Origin of the sequence: Ornithinibacillus jepli, assembly GCF_047228935.1 — a bacterium.
In the GTDB taxonomy this organism is placed as follows: Bacteria; Bacillota; Bacilli; order Bacillales; family Amphibacillaceae; genus Ornithinibacillus.
Genome location: NZ_JBFEGG010000001.1, coordinates 186,177 through 199,795, shown reverse-complemented (window position 1 = coordinate 199,795; position 13,619 = coordinate 186,177). Strand labels below are relative to the sequence as shown.

Sequence of the window (13,619 nt, the reverse complement as noted above, 5' to 3'; positions counted from 1 at the left end):
TTCAGTAGTGATTTTAATTCAGCAAAAAAACTCAATGATTCCACCCCCTATTGTGTTGCAAGTTGCATGATATTTTCTTGTGTTGCTCTTTCTGCTAAAATCTCACCTTTAATTTCGCCTTCTGCCATTACATAAATTCGGTCACTCATCCCTAATACTTCTCCAAGCTCAGAAGAAATCATGATGATACTTAACCCTTCTTCAATGAGGCTATTCATAATCGTATAAATCTCAAATTTTGCCCCAACGTCAATCCCTCTCGTTGGTTCATCCAAAATTAAGATATTTGGCTTAATAAACAGCCATTTTCCTAGTGAAACCTTTTGTTGGTTCCCACCACTCAAATTACCGACTAATTGTTCAATAGAAGAAGCTTTAATAGTTAAATCTTTCTTATATTCATCTGCAACCTTTATCTCTTCATTTTCATTAATAACACCACTAGCAGATATCTCCTTTAAATTGCCAATGGATATATTATTTTTAATATCTTGTGTTAAAAATAATCCGTCACCTTTTCTATCCTCTGTTACATAAGCTATTCCAGCTTTAATCGCATCACTAGTGTGCTTGAAATTCCTCACCTTACCATTGACTTTTAATTCCCCTTGGATTTTATAGGACTTTGGATTACCAAAAATGCTCTGTGCAAACTCAGTACGTCCTGCTCCCATTAACCCAGCTATTCCTACGATTTCACCTTTTTTCACATGAAATTGTATATCTTTAAGAATTTGTTTACCTACTTGGGAATCATAAGCAGACCAATTCGATACTTCTAAAATTATATCCCCAAAGCTTTTATTATCACGCTTTGGATAAATATCACTAATTTCACGACCTACCATGTTTTTTATAATAATGCTTTCTGTAATTTCACCTTTAGAAGCGTCTAATGTGCAAATCGTGTTTCCATCTCGAAGTACTGTTGCACTATCCGCAATGGCAATAACTTCCTTCAGTTTATGAGAAATCATGATGCTCGTAATCCCTTGCTTCTTTAGATTTCGTAATAAATTTAATAAATTTTCACTATCATCTTCATTTAAAGCAGCTGTTGGTTCATCTAAAATGAGCAGTTTAACATCCTTACTTAAAGCTTTAGCAATTTCGATTAGTTGTTGCTGTCCAACCCCTAAATCTTTAACTAGCCTTTCTGGATCCACATTTAAATTCACTTTATCCAGCATTTTTTTTGCAGCGTGAATCGTATCGTTCCAATCAACAATTCCTTTATGGTGTACTTCATTTCCTACAAATAAATTTTCATATACAGGAAGGTCCGGAAATAGGGCAAGCTCTTGATAAATAATTGCTATACCGGCATTTTCACTATCATTTATTTTAGAAAACTGTTGAATATCACCTTCAAATATAATATTTCCATCATATGTCCCATAGGGATAAACACCACTTAAAACCTTCATTAAGGTTGACTTACCCGCTCCATTTTCACCAACTAAGCAGTGAATTTCTCCTTTTTTCACTTTAAAATTCACATTGTTGAGCGCTTTAATTCCTGAAAACTCTTTAGTAATTTGATCCATCTCTAGAATGTATTCACTCATCGCACCCACCCTTTTAAAACAAGTTAAAATGGTGAAATAGTAATAGATTGTATATTAACCTATTACTATTTCAAACCATCTATTATTCTAGTCCTGTAAATTCATCCGCTTCATAGTAACCAGAATCAACAAGCTCTGATTTTACATTATCTTTATTTACAACAATTACGTCTGTTTGCTTCGCTTTAATATCGGCAGCTCCATTGTTGTACGTACCTGTTGTTTCAGGTGTATTGCCTTCTAATACATCAATTGCCATACCCATTGCATCTGTTACAAGTGTACGAACATCTTTAAATACAGTCATCGTTTGCTTACCATCTAGAATATATTGGATGGATGCTTTCTCAGCATCTTGACCTGTAACGACATAACTAGTAATTGCTGGATCAGCTGAGAACACGTCAGCAATTGCTCGAGCTGTACCGTCGTTTGGTGCAAGAATTGCTACATCGCCTTTTAAGTCATCACTTACTGCTGTTAAATGTGTTTCTGCTTTATTCTTTGATTCGTTTGGATCCCAATTCGTTGTTACCTGGCCTAAGATAGCACTCATTTCATCACGAGTAAGCTCAGGCTTGTCTTTTAATGCTTCTGCTTCACTTGAGTTAGCAATAACAAATGTTCCATCAGCAATCTTTGGCTGAAGAACTTTCCATGCTCCTTCAAAGAATAGGAAAGCGTTATTATCAGAAGATGCACCCGTATATAGATATAGAGGAACACCAGTACCTGATGTATTATCAATTAAATATTGCCCTTGTGCCTCACCAACTGCAACACTATCAAACGTCACATAGTAATCTACAGCTTCCGTGTCAGTAATTAATCGGTCATAAGCTATAACTGTAATCCCTTCAGCTTTTGCAGCTTCTACAGCCGCACCTGCAGCAGCACCATCGTGAGGAGCAATAATTAGTACTTCAATCCCTTTACTAATTAATGTTTCCACATTTTCTTTTTCCTTTGCAGAAGAACCTTGGCTGAATAGGATTTCAGTCGTATAATCAGAACCCTCTAAAGCAGCCTTAAATCGTTCCTCATCTTGTACCCATCTCGGTTCATCTTTAGTCGGAAGAACAATACCAACACTTACTGAACCACTTGAATTATTACATGCAGCAAGTAAAAACATTGCCATAACAGCAACAAAACCTAAAGCTAAAACCTTAAATGATTTCTTCATCTTTTTCTCCCCTTTTTTTTATACTTCTTTTCTACATGACTCATTATATAAGGGTTATTACTACATGAAAGCGTTAACAATAGGTAATTTTTTAATATTATCTGTATTTTTTTAACAATGGGACAAGTAACCTGTCCCGTTGTCCCAATCTAATGCCCAATAAGAACGAGCATGTTACAATAATAGAAAAAAAGGAAAGGAGGAAGCTGTTGTGCCTGATTGGTCCTACCATGGTCTTTTCAAACCACTGTTAAATACATTACCCCCAAGCTTGTCTAGGGAACTAATTCATCGGGAAATGAATTTAATTGCTTCCCTCCCATTCGGCAGCGGTTCACATATCATTAATTTTCTAGGACGAGAAGAAAGTTCCCCATTATTGCAGAAGGATATCTACAAAATAGATTTTGCTAATCCTGTTGGATTGTCTGGTAAAATCGATCCACTTCTTTCCGGTACGAAAGCATTTACGAATCTAGGATTTGGCTTTCTTGAAATTGGTCCTGTAACAGTTTCAAAATCAGCGAAATTAACGAGTCCTATAGTTGATCGACAAAGACAAAAAATCCAATTCCCTATTAAATCTGAATCTATTGGACTGGATATGACCATTAAGAAATTGACAAGTGTTAAAAAGAAACAACCTATGTTCATTAGGCTAGTTGGGAATAAAGAAGAACTTGAGTCCATGATGAAGGCGCTTGATCATTTTGCGGATGCTTACATCATCGAATCACCTTTTCCTGAGTTAAAAAACAAAACGAATAAGCCGATTTTTTTTGCTACTTCTGAAGTTGATGAGGAAATAATGAAAAGCCCATATGCAGGAGTTGTACTAGAGAACATTGAAGACCATGCTAGATTCGTAGAAAAGATACAGTTATTACGAGGAAAAGGTTATCCAAATACCATTATTACTTCCGGTGGAATCGATGAACCAGAGCATGCATTACATCTATTAGATGCTGGTGTTGATCTCGTCATGTTATCAGACGGGTATGTTTTTTCCGGGCCAGGACTTACCAAACGGATTAATGAAGCACTGGTGGACCGTCTCGCTGTTAACACACCTCCTCAGTCGGGTTGGTTTTCCTATTGGTTATTTGGTTTATTTATTGCGATTGGAGGATTACTTGCTTTCTTGTTCAGTGTAACCACGATTATTCTCCCTTATGATGAAGCATTCTTAAACATGGAGAGACAAACTATTTGGGCTTTTAATGAACGAATTATGTTATTTATGGCTCATGACCGGATGACACTCGCTGGGACGATGATTTCTGGTGGTATCGTGTATATGCTACTTGCTAAGTATGGAGTAAAACGTGGCTTACGCTGGGCAAAACAAGCAATTGATATAGCAGCTATTATTGGTTTTCTCGGTATTTTTGCTTTTATTGGATATGGCTATTTTGATTGGCTACATTTGATTTTTTGGCTAGTACTACTTCCTCTTTACCTTTATGGGTTTATCAAAACGAGAGGAATAAAGGGTACTCCATCCTCAAAAAACAGAAGAAATAGCCGGATTTTCAAAAGAGGATTGTTTGGTCAGCTAGCTTTTGTATTGTTAGGGTTTTCTTTCGTACTTGGTGGGATTGTTATCTCTACAATTGGAGTGACATCCATTTTCGTTCCTACTGATTTAATCTATATTTGTATGACACCGGAAGTAATGGAAGAATTTAATCAGAACTTACTCCCTGTTCTAGCCCATGATCGTGCTGGTTTCGGTAGCGCATTACTAAGTGTAGGTTTATTAGTATTAACGCTTTCCTTGTGGGGTTTTCAACAAGGAAACCGATGGGTATGGTGGGCCTATTTGATTGGCGGAATTCCAGCTTTCTTGGCAGGAATCTATATCCATTTTGCAATTGGTTATACAACGTTTATTCATTTACTTCCTGCATATTTTGCTCTTGTTTTATATCTAATTGGCTTGCTACTTTCTTATCGCTATTTGACTCATCAGAACTAATTGTAGGACAAGGGGATAGGTTCCGAGTGGGGCGACGAACCTGTCCCCTTGTTTCTACTCCAATAGCTCTAATAACAGATCTGGCCGATCAGTCATTATACCATCAGCACCTAAATCGATTAATTCTTCCATCACATCGGGATCATTAATGGTCCAATAATGCACATCCATACCACGTTTGTGAGCACCTTGGATTAGATTTTTATCCATTAAGTTTATGTTGCTATCTTCTGTAGGAATTTGCAGTGCATGAACTTTTTGTTGGTACAATCCATTAAGGAACAGCTTATGAAAGATAACGAAATTCTTAATTTCCTCACGGCCGCCACTTACAAGCGCTTCACCATTGGAAACATCAATCACCATATCTACTATAGCTTGATCAAATGCTGCAATAATTACATTGTCTTCTAACCCAAATTCCTGAATGAGCTTCCATAGTTTTTCACTCATTTCCATATAAAGTTCAGGATCATTGGAGTCCTTAATTTCGATGGTGTACAACATATCCGGATCATTTATAGTGGTAAAGATATCCTCCACAGTTGGAATATAAACTCCCTTCCCTCGAAAACTATACTCCCCATTTAAATCTTGAAAGCTATCTGCCGCATCTAGCGCCTGGATCTCTTCCAATGTCATATCATTCACTCTTCCCGTACCATTTGTCGTACGATCTACTGTCGGGTCATGAATAGATACTAAATGACCATCGCTAGTCATATGTATATCAAACTCTAGAACATCCACACCAAGTTCATATGCATTTGTAAATGCAGCTAGCGTATTAGAGGGTGCTAAATGATTACCTCCACCATGGGCAATAACTAATGGTCTTTCCATATGAAATGCCTCTAAATCTTCATTTTGGGAAACTGGGAAAAAATAAATTACTAACCAAGTGAATAGTATAATTCCAATAATCAACCCTAGTATTCGCCATTTCGATCTCTTTTTAGGCTTATTAACAGTATTTGTCACCATTTCACTCCTTTCCGTAACTAGGTCCATTATAATATAATTACTAATAGGTAGTAGGAAAGAGATATAAAGTTAAAAAGCATTATAAAAGAGCAACCATACGGTTCGTACAAAGGGACGACACCATATCCGGAATGTTAACTATAATCACCGTAGGCTTAAAGAATGAATACAACGTTTTAATTGGGTTGCAATGAAATATCTGAATAATTACCTAGCCTTTTTCTACTGTTAGAATCATAGGAAAGCATCTTACTAATGGTCTCTATTTATGGAATTTTTTGTTTGAATATTATGTTATTATCTACTAGAAGATACCGTACTAACGGTGTAGGATCGCTGGATATTTTGCTTGCTTTTATTCAGAAATCGGGCTAAATAATGGGGGAATTCTTACCTAGATTAAAATGAAGGAGGAGAATTAACTAGTGATTTTTTTGTTTTTTATTTTGGTTGTACCCATCTTTGTCTTATTACATGAAATAGGTCATGGCATTGGTGCCCTTTCTACGTCAAAAGCTGATATACATATTTATTTAGGTCCATTTAGTGAGGATAATATAGAAAACTTTAAATTTGGAAGGTTTCACTTTCATATTCAATGGTCATTCGTAGGTTATGCTTATTGGGGAGAGAGTTTAGATAAACACCAGAGAGTTGTAGCACTTGCTGGGGGACCTTTGATGTCGTTATTTCTTGCATTTATATTTGGACTAATAACATCATTAGATATACAGAGCGAAATACGTCAGTTGTTCAGTTGGTCGGCTACTTATAATTTAATTCAATTTATTGTAACAATAATTCCAATAAGATATCCTGGTTGGATGGCTGCATATAACGGTATGCCCTCCGATGGCTTGCAGCTAATACAACTATTAAGAAAATAACTCCCAAAAAGCAACTAATAGATTCTCAGTTCTTGATGCGTTATCGGGGACGTTAGTTTAACAAGCAAATATTATAAAAATGGAACTTTCCATTTAGTCGAAGTTCCATTTTTATAACTAATATCAACATTAAACCTTAACAGAGCAAGATATAAAAAGGAAAATGTCTCTCATCCCAATAAATGATGCAATAACCTTTCCTTATCCTCAAAAAAGCTCTTCATTGTCTTATAATGAGTAGTTTCTTCCAATTCCAGCTCATCCATTCCTTCTTCAGTCAGCTGAATAATTTTTGCATTTGGATAGGCCATAATAATCGGGGAATGCGTCGCAATAATAAACTGACACTCCTCATTTACAAGCTCATGTATTCGAGAAAGCATAGACATTTGTCTTAATGGAGACAAGGCTGCTTCTGGTTCATCCAAAATATATAGTCCATTCTCGCCAAATCGATGAATGAACGCTGCAAAAAAAGATTCCCCATGGGACTGTTGATGAAGGGATTTTCCTCCATAAGAATCGATAATTCTGCCCCCAAATGCTTGCTTATCCAACTCCTCAATATTCGTTGCTAAATTGTAAAAGGATTCCGCCCGAAAGAAAAAGCTATTCTTCGGTCGGAAACCACCTCTTGCTATCCGTAAATAGTCATGTAAATTGGAATGAGAATCATAACTCGAAAAATTAAAGTTCAACGTTCCACCTTCTGGATTAAATCCTAAGCCAACCGCTATCGCTTCTAATAAGGTGGATTTCCCCATCCCATTTTCCCCAACGATATAGGTTACATTCGGGTGAAAATTAATCTTTTCAAAATATCGGATTACCGGTAAATTAAGCGGGAACTTATCCAAGGAATCCATATTATCTCGTTTTAAATCAATACTCTTTAAGTATTGTGTATCTCTGTCTAATAGCATGGACTTTTCTCCTTTGCTACTTACTTTTTCATAAATTATTTCCTCGGAAATATAAGAATATTGTCGATTTACTCTTTCGATAGTCCTATTGACTACTTTATTTGCACATCTTGCTGACGCGCAAGATACCATTCTTTCATAGCATCCGCATATTCTAATGGAATATCTTGGATTGTTTCGAAATGAGAAGGAACTGAACGATTAATTGTCGTGATGGACGCTACATCAAATGCCCTTTGTAACCTTGTTTGAGAATAAGCCATCTCTATGACATTTTTCCTTTTTGTTATGAACATCCGACTTGTAAATCCTCCATGCCACCACTGAACCTGATCTTCAGTAACTGCATATTTGGTATGTATATAATCCAGCACCCTATGAATGACAATCAAAACAAACAGTCCAATAATCGCAATCCACCATGTTTGTTCAATTTGAAAAAGGTCTGGTTTAAAATAGATTAAGGCTATTGTTGCAATGATCCATATCCAGCTTGGCCTTAATAACTTTACCCATAAAGACTTACGCGGAAGCCGTTTCAACTCCACGTCCAATTGATAGATAGGGAGTAATTCTTCTATTAAGCGAAACGCCTTATTTACAGGTAAGAATGGATAGAGAGAATTCACGTTTACTGAGCCTTCTTGATTAGGATTAGAGGAACTAATTAACTTCACTTCTGCCAAGCCAAATAGTCTCTTGATCCATGTTTGGGTCATCTCTAAACCTTGAATCTTCCTTTTCTCAATAGCAAATTGACTTTCATCCAATACACCACGTTCAATATAGATATGCGACGCATCCGATGCAATCTCATACTTTCCATATCGGATAAAGGTTCTAGCAACTCCAAACCCGACCGCAATCAATACTATCAAGACTACGATGATAGCAATCAGCCATTTAGTTGCTAGTAAAGTGAGAAAAATCCCCTCCACTTCATCTTCTTCTGGCAATACAGGACGCAAATAATCTAATGCGCCAAACACAATCGGAATAATCGCTAGAAAGCTCAGTGAAGTAAAACTCGCCTTCCATAAGTCCTTTCGTTCTGGCTTAAAATGAACTGTACGATTCGGCTTTGGTACCGACGCTTCTATTATTTCTTCCTCTTCCATTGCACTTCCACTAATAGCCTCATTTTTCAGCTTACCAGATTGTACTAGCTCTATTAAAAAGTTAGCATGATCCTTTTTCAATACCTGAAAATGAATAGAATCATCCTCACCATCCATTGCTGTCTCAAATGTCACAGAAGTAACACCTAGTAGCTTATGAAATAACGTTGTTTTTCTCGTCACATTTTGAATCTTTGAAAATGGAATCATATTCGTATGTTTTACAAAAACACCCTTGTGTATGTGAAATGTACGCTCCTGCCATTCATGCTTCTCCATAAACCAAGCAAGAACGATATGAGCTAATTGCAATACAACAATTACGATAAATGCATATCTACCATATTCAAACAACCAAAAGTCGGAATCCTTTCTTAACACAAATAATAAAATAATGAAGAAAAAGCTATTTTTTATGAGTTGGTAGATACGAAATGCTATCGTCAGTGGATGATATCTCATTATTCATCCACTTCCTTCAACTTTGCATATTCTATTAGTCTCTCCCTTAATTCTAGCGCAATCTTTTCATCTATAGCCGGAATAACGTGAGAAGAGCCCATTGTTTCTACTTTTATAGAACGGGTATGGTAGCGTTTCATAATGGGGCCTTGTACAGTAGAAACAGATTGAATCTTTGTCATCGGAACAGTTACCCACTGTGTCTTAAACACTCCATAACTTAATTGGAGATACTCTTCATCATATTGATAACTCCAACTTCGGTAAAGGTAGATAGGTTCAATTAAGGACCATATTATACCGACTACCGTAAACACTAGTAATGCAATCAAAATCCATAAAGCCCACACCGGCCAAGCAAACAGATAATTTAACCAAAATAATATTCCTACTACCACAAGTCCGACTAGATTAGTAATCGTGTCAGAAATCATGCGTATTTTCGGAAAAGAAGGCGATAAAGTATGTACAAGCTTTCTATCACTCATATGAAGTGACCTCCTTTTGGAACATCGGGACAGGTGAGTTGTCCCAGTTTTAGTTACTATACGAATTCATTCATGAAATGGTTTCAACAAAAAATTTATAAATATAGTGTTCTTCCTTATAAACATCGGTTAACTATTACTTCCATTCAATACCTTTAATAGATGTTTTTAGCGCTACATTAGCTAAGCTCCATCCATAGGACTTCGTAGTAATAACTCCATTCTATCTAATTGCAAACTTTTTGTACGATATTTAATAAAAAACTACTATCTAACCACCCATTTGTTCATACTGTTATTACGAATAATCTAGAAAGCTACAAAAAAGTTAGGATGATACGAATGCCGAAAATAAGAAGTATTCTCTATCTTTTGCTATTGTTAGGTGTACTTTGGCATTTTTACGGAGAGGATTTACAGGAATCTGGATTCTTTGGGACGTATAACGAGATAAAAAGTGATATAAAGGAAATAGTTGAAAGTCCTAGAGTTTCCTTAACACTCGATACTATTAAACAAGAAATAGAATTGCTGTGGAATCGGTTCAGCAACAAACAAAATGATACATCAAAAGCACCTGCACCAGAAGCACCAAATTTATATCAACCAACGAAACAGTCATTTTCTCTCTATAATATTGAAATTGGCGACAAGCGTTCGGATGTAGAAAAACAAATTGGCGAGCCAAAGCGTTCAACATTAAATGAATACGGTGTTGAGTGGTCTACCTATCATGAAGATTATCATCATTTTCTTATGGTAGCTTATGATGAACAGGACCAGGTTGCTGGACTATATTCGAATCAAGACTTATTAACGTCTACAGTTGGAATAACCTTTGATAGTACTAGAGAAGAAGTGTTGTCTACACTTGATGATCCAATTCAAGCCATTCGTAAGGGGAGGATCCTTTACCAAATTCAAGACACAGAAGAATACAACACCTTTTTAATCGATAACAACTATGTCACGATTTTTTATGATATCCATGAAAATAATACTGTGACTGCTATTCAAATAATTAGTGCAGATCTCGAAAAACAGAAGGCTGCATACTTTGCGGACCCAAGTCCTGAATTAATGCAAGGATTAGAATATCAATTATTTGACCTAACCAATGCTGCAAGAGTAAACCATGGGCTATCTGTCCTTACCTGGGAAGAGCCTTTACGAAAAACTGCCCGCAACCATAGTGCAGACATGGCGAAGAACAATTATTTTAGCCATGAAAATCTAGAAGGTCAATCTCCCTTTGATCGGATGGCTGAGGATGCCATTTCATTCCGCGGGGCTGGAGAAAATCTAGCAACAGGTCAACCAAGTAGTATTTTTGCTCATGAAGGTCTAATGAATTCACTTGGACATAGGGAGAACATTTTAAAAGTTGAGTATGAATTCTTAGCAGTTGGGGTTGCATTTAATTCGGCTAATCAACCATTTTATACGGAGAATTTTTTGATTAAGTAAGGTGGGACTAGGGGACAGGAACCATGACCCAGTTAAACTTAATCATAGAAGGCTTACTATACTAGTAATGCTATATTTATTAATAATGACCGTTTTTAGCTGGGACACAGCACCTGTCCCTCTGTCCCTCTCCATCATTAACTGTTAGACTAGGAGTAACAAACTATTTTAGGTGATATGATGACAAACGTTGTGAAAATCTCAGTTAGAAACTTAGTTGAATACGTGTATCGAAGTGGCAGTATTGAATCAGGTTTTCGTACATCTTCTACCATGACAGAAGGAACGAGAATCCACCAATTAATCCAAAAAGGCTATCGAGAACAAGATGAAAAAGAAGTTTTTGTGGAAGTAGAGATTCCATATGAAGACTTCGTTGTTCGAGTGGATGGACGTTGTGATGGATTACTTAAAGATGGAGACTCTATCACCATTGATGAGATAAAGTCCACTGTACATTCGTTGGAGGAAGTTCAGGCGGATACCCATCCTGTACACTGGGCACAGGCTATTTTTTACGGTTATATTTATGCGTTAGACCATGATTTATCAGAGGTGACCATTCAGCTTACTTATGTACAAGTAAAAACAGAGGAGCAAAAGAAATTTCAGCGTGTCATGTCATATGAGGAAATGGAATCCTTTGTTTATAAAGTAATCGAAGAATATGCTTCGTTTTTAAAAGTGAAGCTAACGCATAAGGTAAAGCGAAATGAATCCAGTATAGCACTGGAATTTCCATTTGATACCTATCGTGAAGGTCAACGAAAATTGGCTGGTGCAGTATATAAATCCATTGCTGATAAAAAGACATTATTCGCTAGGGCATCTACTGGAATTGGTAAAACGATATCGACTATCTTCCCAACTGTTAAAGCAATCGGTGAAGGAAAACTGGAGAAGATGTTTTATTTAACAGCAAAAACGATTACCCGAACAGCTGCCGAAGAAGCATTTCGACTTTTGATTGAAAACGGCTTAGATATGCATGTTCTGACGATAACTGCTAAAGATAAAATTTGCTTTCAAGAGAAAACGATTTGTACTAGTGTAGATTGTCCATTTGCAAATGGTTTCTATGACCGAATTAACGGTGCGATTATTGACATCTTGGAAAATGAAAAAATGATGAATCGAGGCATTGTCGAGGTGTACGCCAGAAAGCATCGGGTTTGTCCTTTTGAGTTTTCCATTGAACTTGCTTATGCCGTGGATGCAGTCATTTGTGACTACAATTATATTTTTGATCCTAGAGTATCATTGAAACGTTTAATAGAGGATCAGAAAAAGAAAACTGCCATACTAGTAGATGAGGCACATAACTTAGTAGATCGTGCTAGAGAAATGTACTCTGCTGAAATTTATAAATCTAGCTTTTTACAGCTGAAGAGAGAGTTTAATAATAGTGCTACAGCTAAAGCTGCTAAAGCAGTTAATGAACACTTATTACAGATTAAGAAGTCTGAGGAGTATATAAGTAAGGAACTAGATGAAGAACTAGTAGAATTACTAGAAACATTCATCATGGAGGCAGAGATTGAGCTAGTACGGAATGATCATGATTTGTTACTAGATACGTATTTTGCCGCTCAAACCTTTGTGAAGATCGCTAAGCTATTCAATGAACAGTTTGTCACGTATGTTGAGGTTCATAAGAGTGAGGTGAAGCTGAAGTTATTTTGCCTTGACCCATCCGAGCAAATTCTTAAGATGGGAAAAGGATTTCGGGCAAGAGTGTTCTTTTCCGCAACGTTAACACCTGCTGATTATTATAAAGACCTACTTGGCGGACAAGCTGATGATTATGTTATCTCCATTCCATCACCTTTTGCAAGAGAAAATGCCGAGGTCATCATCCAACCGTTATCGACGAGGTATCGGGATAGAGTAAAGACATTGGAGCCAATGGTACACTTTTTCAAGGATGTGTTGGACAGGAAGGTTGGAAATTTCTTCATCTTCTTCCCTTCCTATCAATATATGCGAAATGCGTATGAGCTATTTACCGAATATTATCCAGACATGAGTACGATTATGCAAGATGTAGGGATGTCGGAAGTAGAACGGGAAGATTTTTTAGCTGCGTTTGAGTCAGAACGTTCCGATAGATTGGTAGGTTTTGCTGTACTTGGTGGGATTTTTTCTGAGGGTGTGGACTTAAAAGGTGACAGGTTGCAGGGTGTTATCGTAGTAGGGGTTGGCATGCCACAGATTGGTTTGGAGCGGAATATTATGAACGACTATTTCCAATCGGTTGGAAGGAACGGCTTTGATTATGCGTATGTTTATCCTGGAATGAATAAAGTACTGCAAGCTGGAGGGCGACTGATTCGTTCGGATTCTGACACTGGGGTGATTGCGTTGGTGGATGATCGGTTTTTGGAGAGGAAATATCAGGGGTTATTACCTTGGGAGTGGCAGCATTATAGAGTAGTGGAGTGATAAGGTTAATCAATAGTCACAGGTAATCTTCGTTCCATATACCCTCCCTACTTACATTATACTACGATTTATCATACATTTATAGACTACTCTTTTGGTAGTTCCTATAATATACT

At 36.8% G+C, this 13,619-nt stretch carries 10 protein-coding genes; 4 read left to right on the top strand and 6 right to left on the bottom strand.

Annotated features, from left to right (window positions below):
- Nucleotides 1-47 precede the first annotated feature (47 nt).
- A complete protein-coding gene (locus tag AB1K81_RS00935) occupies nucleotides 48-1,568 on the bottom strand; it encodes an ATP-binding cassette domain-containing protein (protein WP_412974775.1) in 1,521 nt (506 codons plus the stop codon).
- A gap of 82 nt (nucleotides 1,569-1,650) precedes the next feature.
- Nucleotides 1,651-2,754, bottom strand: a complete 1,104-nt coding sequence (locus tag AB1K81_RS00930; RefSeq protein WP_412974774.1) for a sugar ABC transporter substrate-binding protein — start codon at nucleotides 2,752-2,754, stop codon at nucleotides 1,651-1,653.
- Nucleotides 2,755-2,965: 211 nt separating this feature from the next.
- On the opposite strand from AB1K81_RS00930, the gene AB1K81_RS00925 reads away from it, so the two are divergent.
- Nucleotides 2,966-4,732 carry a dihydroorotate dehydrogenase gene (locus AB1K81_RS00925; RefSeq protein ID WP_412974773.1) on the top strand — a complete coding sequence of 589 codons (1,767 nt, stop codon included), beginning with the start codon at nucleotides 2,966-2,968 and terminating at the stop codon, nucleotides 4,730-4,732.
- Between the two features lie 54 nt (nucleotides 4,733-4,786).
- Here AB1K81_RS00925 and AB1K81_RS00920 read toward each other — a convergent pair whose 3' ends face one another.
- Nucleotides 4,787-5,713, bottom strand: coding sequence for a glycerophosphodiester phosphodiesterase family protein (locus AB1K81_RS00920; protein WP_412974772.1), 927 nt, complete (start codon nucleotides 5,711-5,713; stop codon nucleotides 4,787-4,789).
- Nucleotides 5,714-6,141: 428 nt separating this feature from the next.
- Between AB1K81_RS00920 and AB1K81_RS00915 the strand changes: the two genes are divergently transcribed.
- Complete coding sequence (locus AB1K81_RS00915; protein WP_412974771.1) at nucleotides 6,142-6,603, top strand: hypothetical protein; 462 nt, start codon at nucleotides 6,142-6,144, stop codon at nucleotides 6,601-6,603.
- A gap of 170 nt (nucleotides 6,604-6,773) precedes the next feature.
- Here the strand turns inward: AB1K81_RS00915 and AB1K81_RS00910 are convergent, their stop codons facing one another.
- The 3 genes from AB1K81_RS00910 to AB1K81_RS00900 form a co-directional block, all read right to left on the bottom strand.
- Nucleotides 6,774-7,526 carry an AAA family ATPase gene (locus AB1K81_RS00910; RefSeq protein ID WP_412974770.1) on the bottom strand — a complete coding sequence of 251 codons (753 nt, stop codon included), beginning with the start codon at nucleotides 7,524-7,526 and terminating at the stop codon, nucleotides 6,774-6,776.
- Between the two features lie 92 nt (nucleotides 7,527-7,618).
- A complete protein-coding gene (locus AB1K81_RS00905) occupies nucleotides 7,619-9,106 on the bottom strand; it encodes a PH domain-containing protein (RefSeq protein ID WP_412974769.1) in 1,488 nt (495 codons plus the stop codon).
- Entirely contained in the window at nucleotides 9,106-9,594 is a 489-nt protein-coding gene (locus AB1K81_RS00900) for a PH domain-containing protein (RefSeq protein ID WP_412974768.1), read from the bottom strand. Before AB1K81_RS00900 ends, AB1K81_RS00905 begins: the two co-directional genes overlap by 1 nt.
- Before the next feature lie 342 nt (nucleotides 9,595-9,936).
- Between AB1K81_RS00900 and AB1K81_RS00895 the strand changes: the two genes are divergently transcribed.
- On the top strand, nucleotides 9,937-11,061 hold the full coding sequence (locus tag AB1K81_RS00895; RefSeq protein ID WP_412974767.1) for a CAP domain-containing protein: 1,125 nt from the start codon (nucleotides 9,937-9,939) through the stop codon (nucleotides 11,059-11,061).
- 180 nt (nucleotides 11,062-11,241) lie between these two features.
- Nucleotides 11,242-13,503, top strand: a complete 2,262-nt coding sequence (locus AB1K81_RS00890; RefSeq protein WP_412974766.1) for an ATP-dependent DNA helicase — start codon at nucleotides 11,242-11,244, stop codon at nucleotides 13,501-13,503.
- Nucleotides 13,504-13,619 lie beyond the last annotated feature (116 nt).

Bases quoted from the DNA above. Each gene is read 5' to 3' on its own strand.
- AB1K81_RS00935 (WP_412974775.1), bottom strand. From the start codon at position 1,568: ATGAGTGAATACATTCTAGAGATGGATCAAATTACTAAAGAGTTTTCA.
- AB1K81_RS00930 (WP_412974774.1), bottom strand. From the start codon at position 2,754: ATGAAGAAATCATTTAAGGTTTTAGCTTTAGGTTTTGTTGCTGTTATG.
- AB1K81_RS00910 (WP_412974770.1), bottom strand. From the start codon at position 7,526: ATGCTATTAGACAGAGATACACAATACTTAAAGAGTATTGATTTAAAA.
- AB1K81_RS00905 (WP_412974769.1), bottom strand. From the start codon at position 9,106: ATGAGATATCATCCACTGACGATAGCATTTCGTATCTACCAACTCATA.
- AB1K81_RS00900 (WP_412974768.1), bottom strand. From the start codon at position 9,594: ATGAGTGATAGAAAGCTTGTACATACTTTATCGCCTTCTTTTCCGAAA.
- AB1K81_RS00895 (WP_412974767.1), top strand. From the start codon at position 9,937: ATGCCGAAAATAAGAAGTATTCTCTATCTTTTGCTATTGTTAGGTGTA.
- AB1K81_RS00890 (WP_412974766.1), top strand. From the start codon at position 11,242: ATGACAAACGTTGTGAAAATCTCAGTTAGAAACTTAGTTGAATACGTG.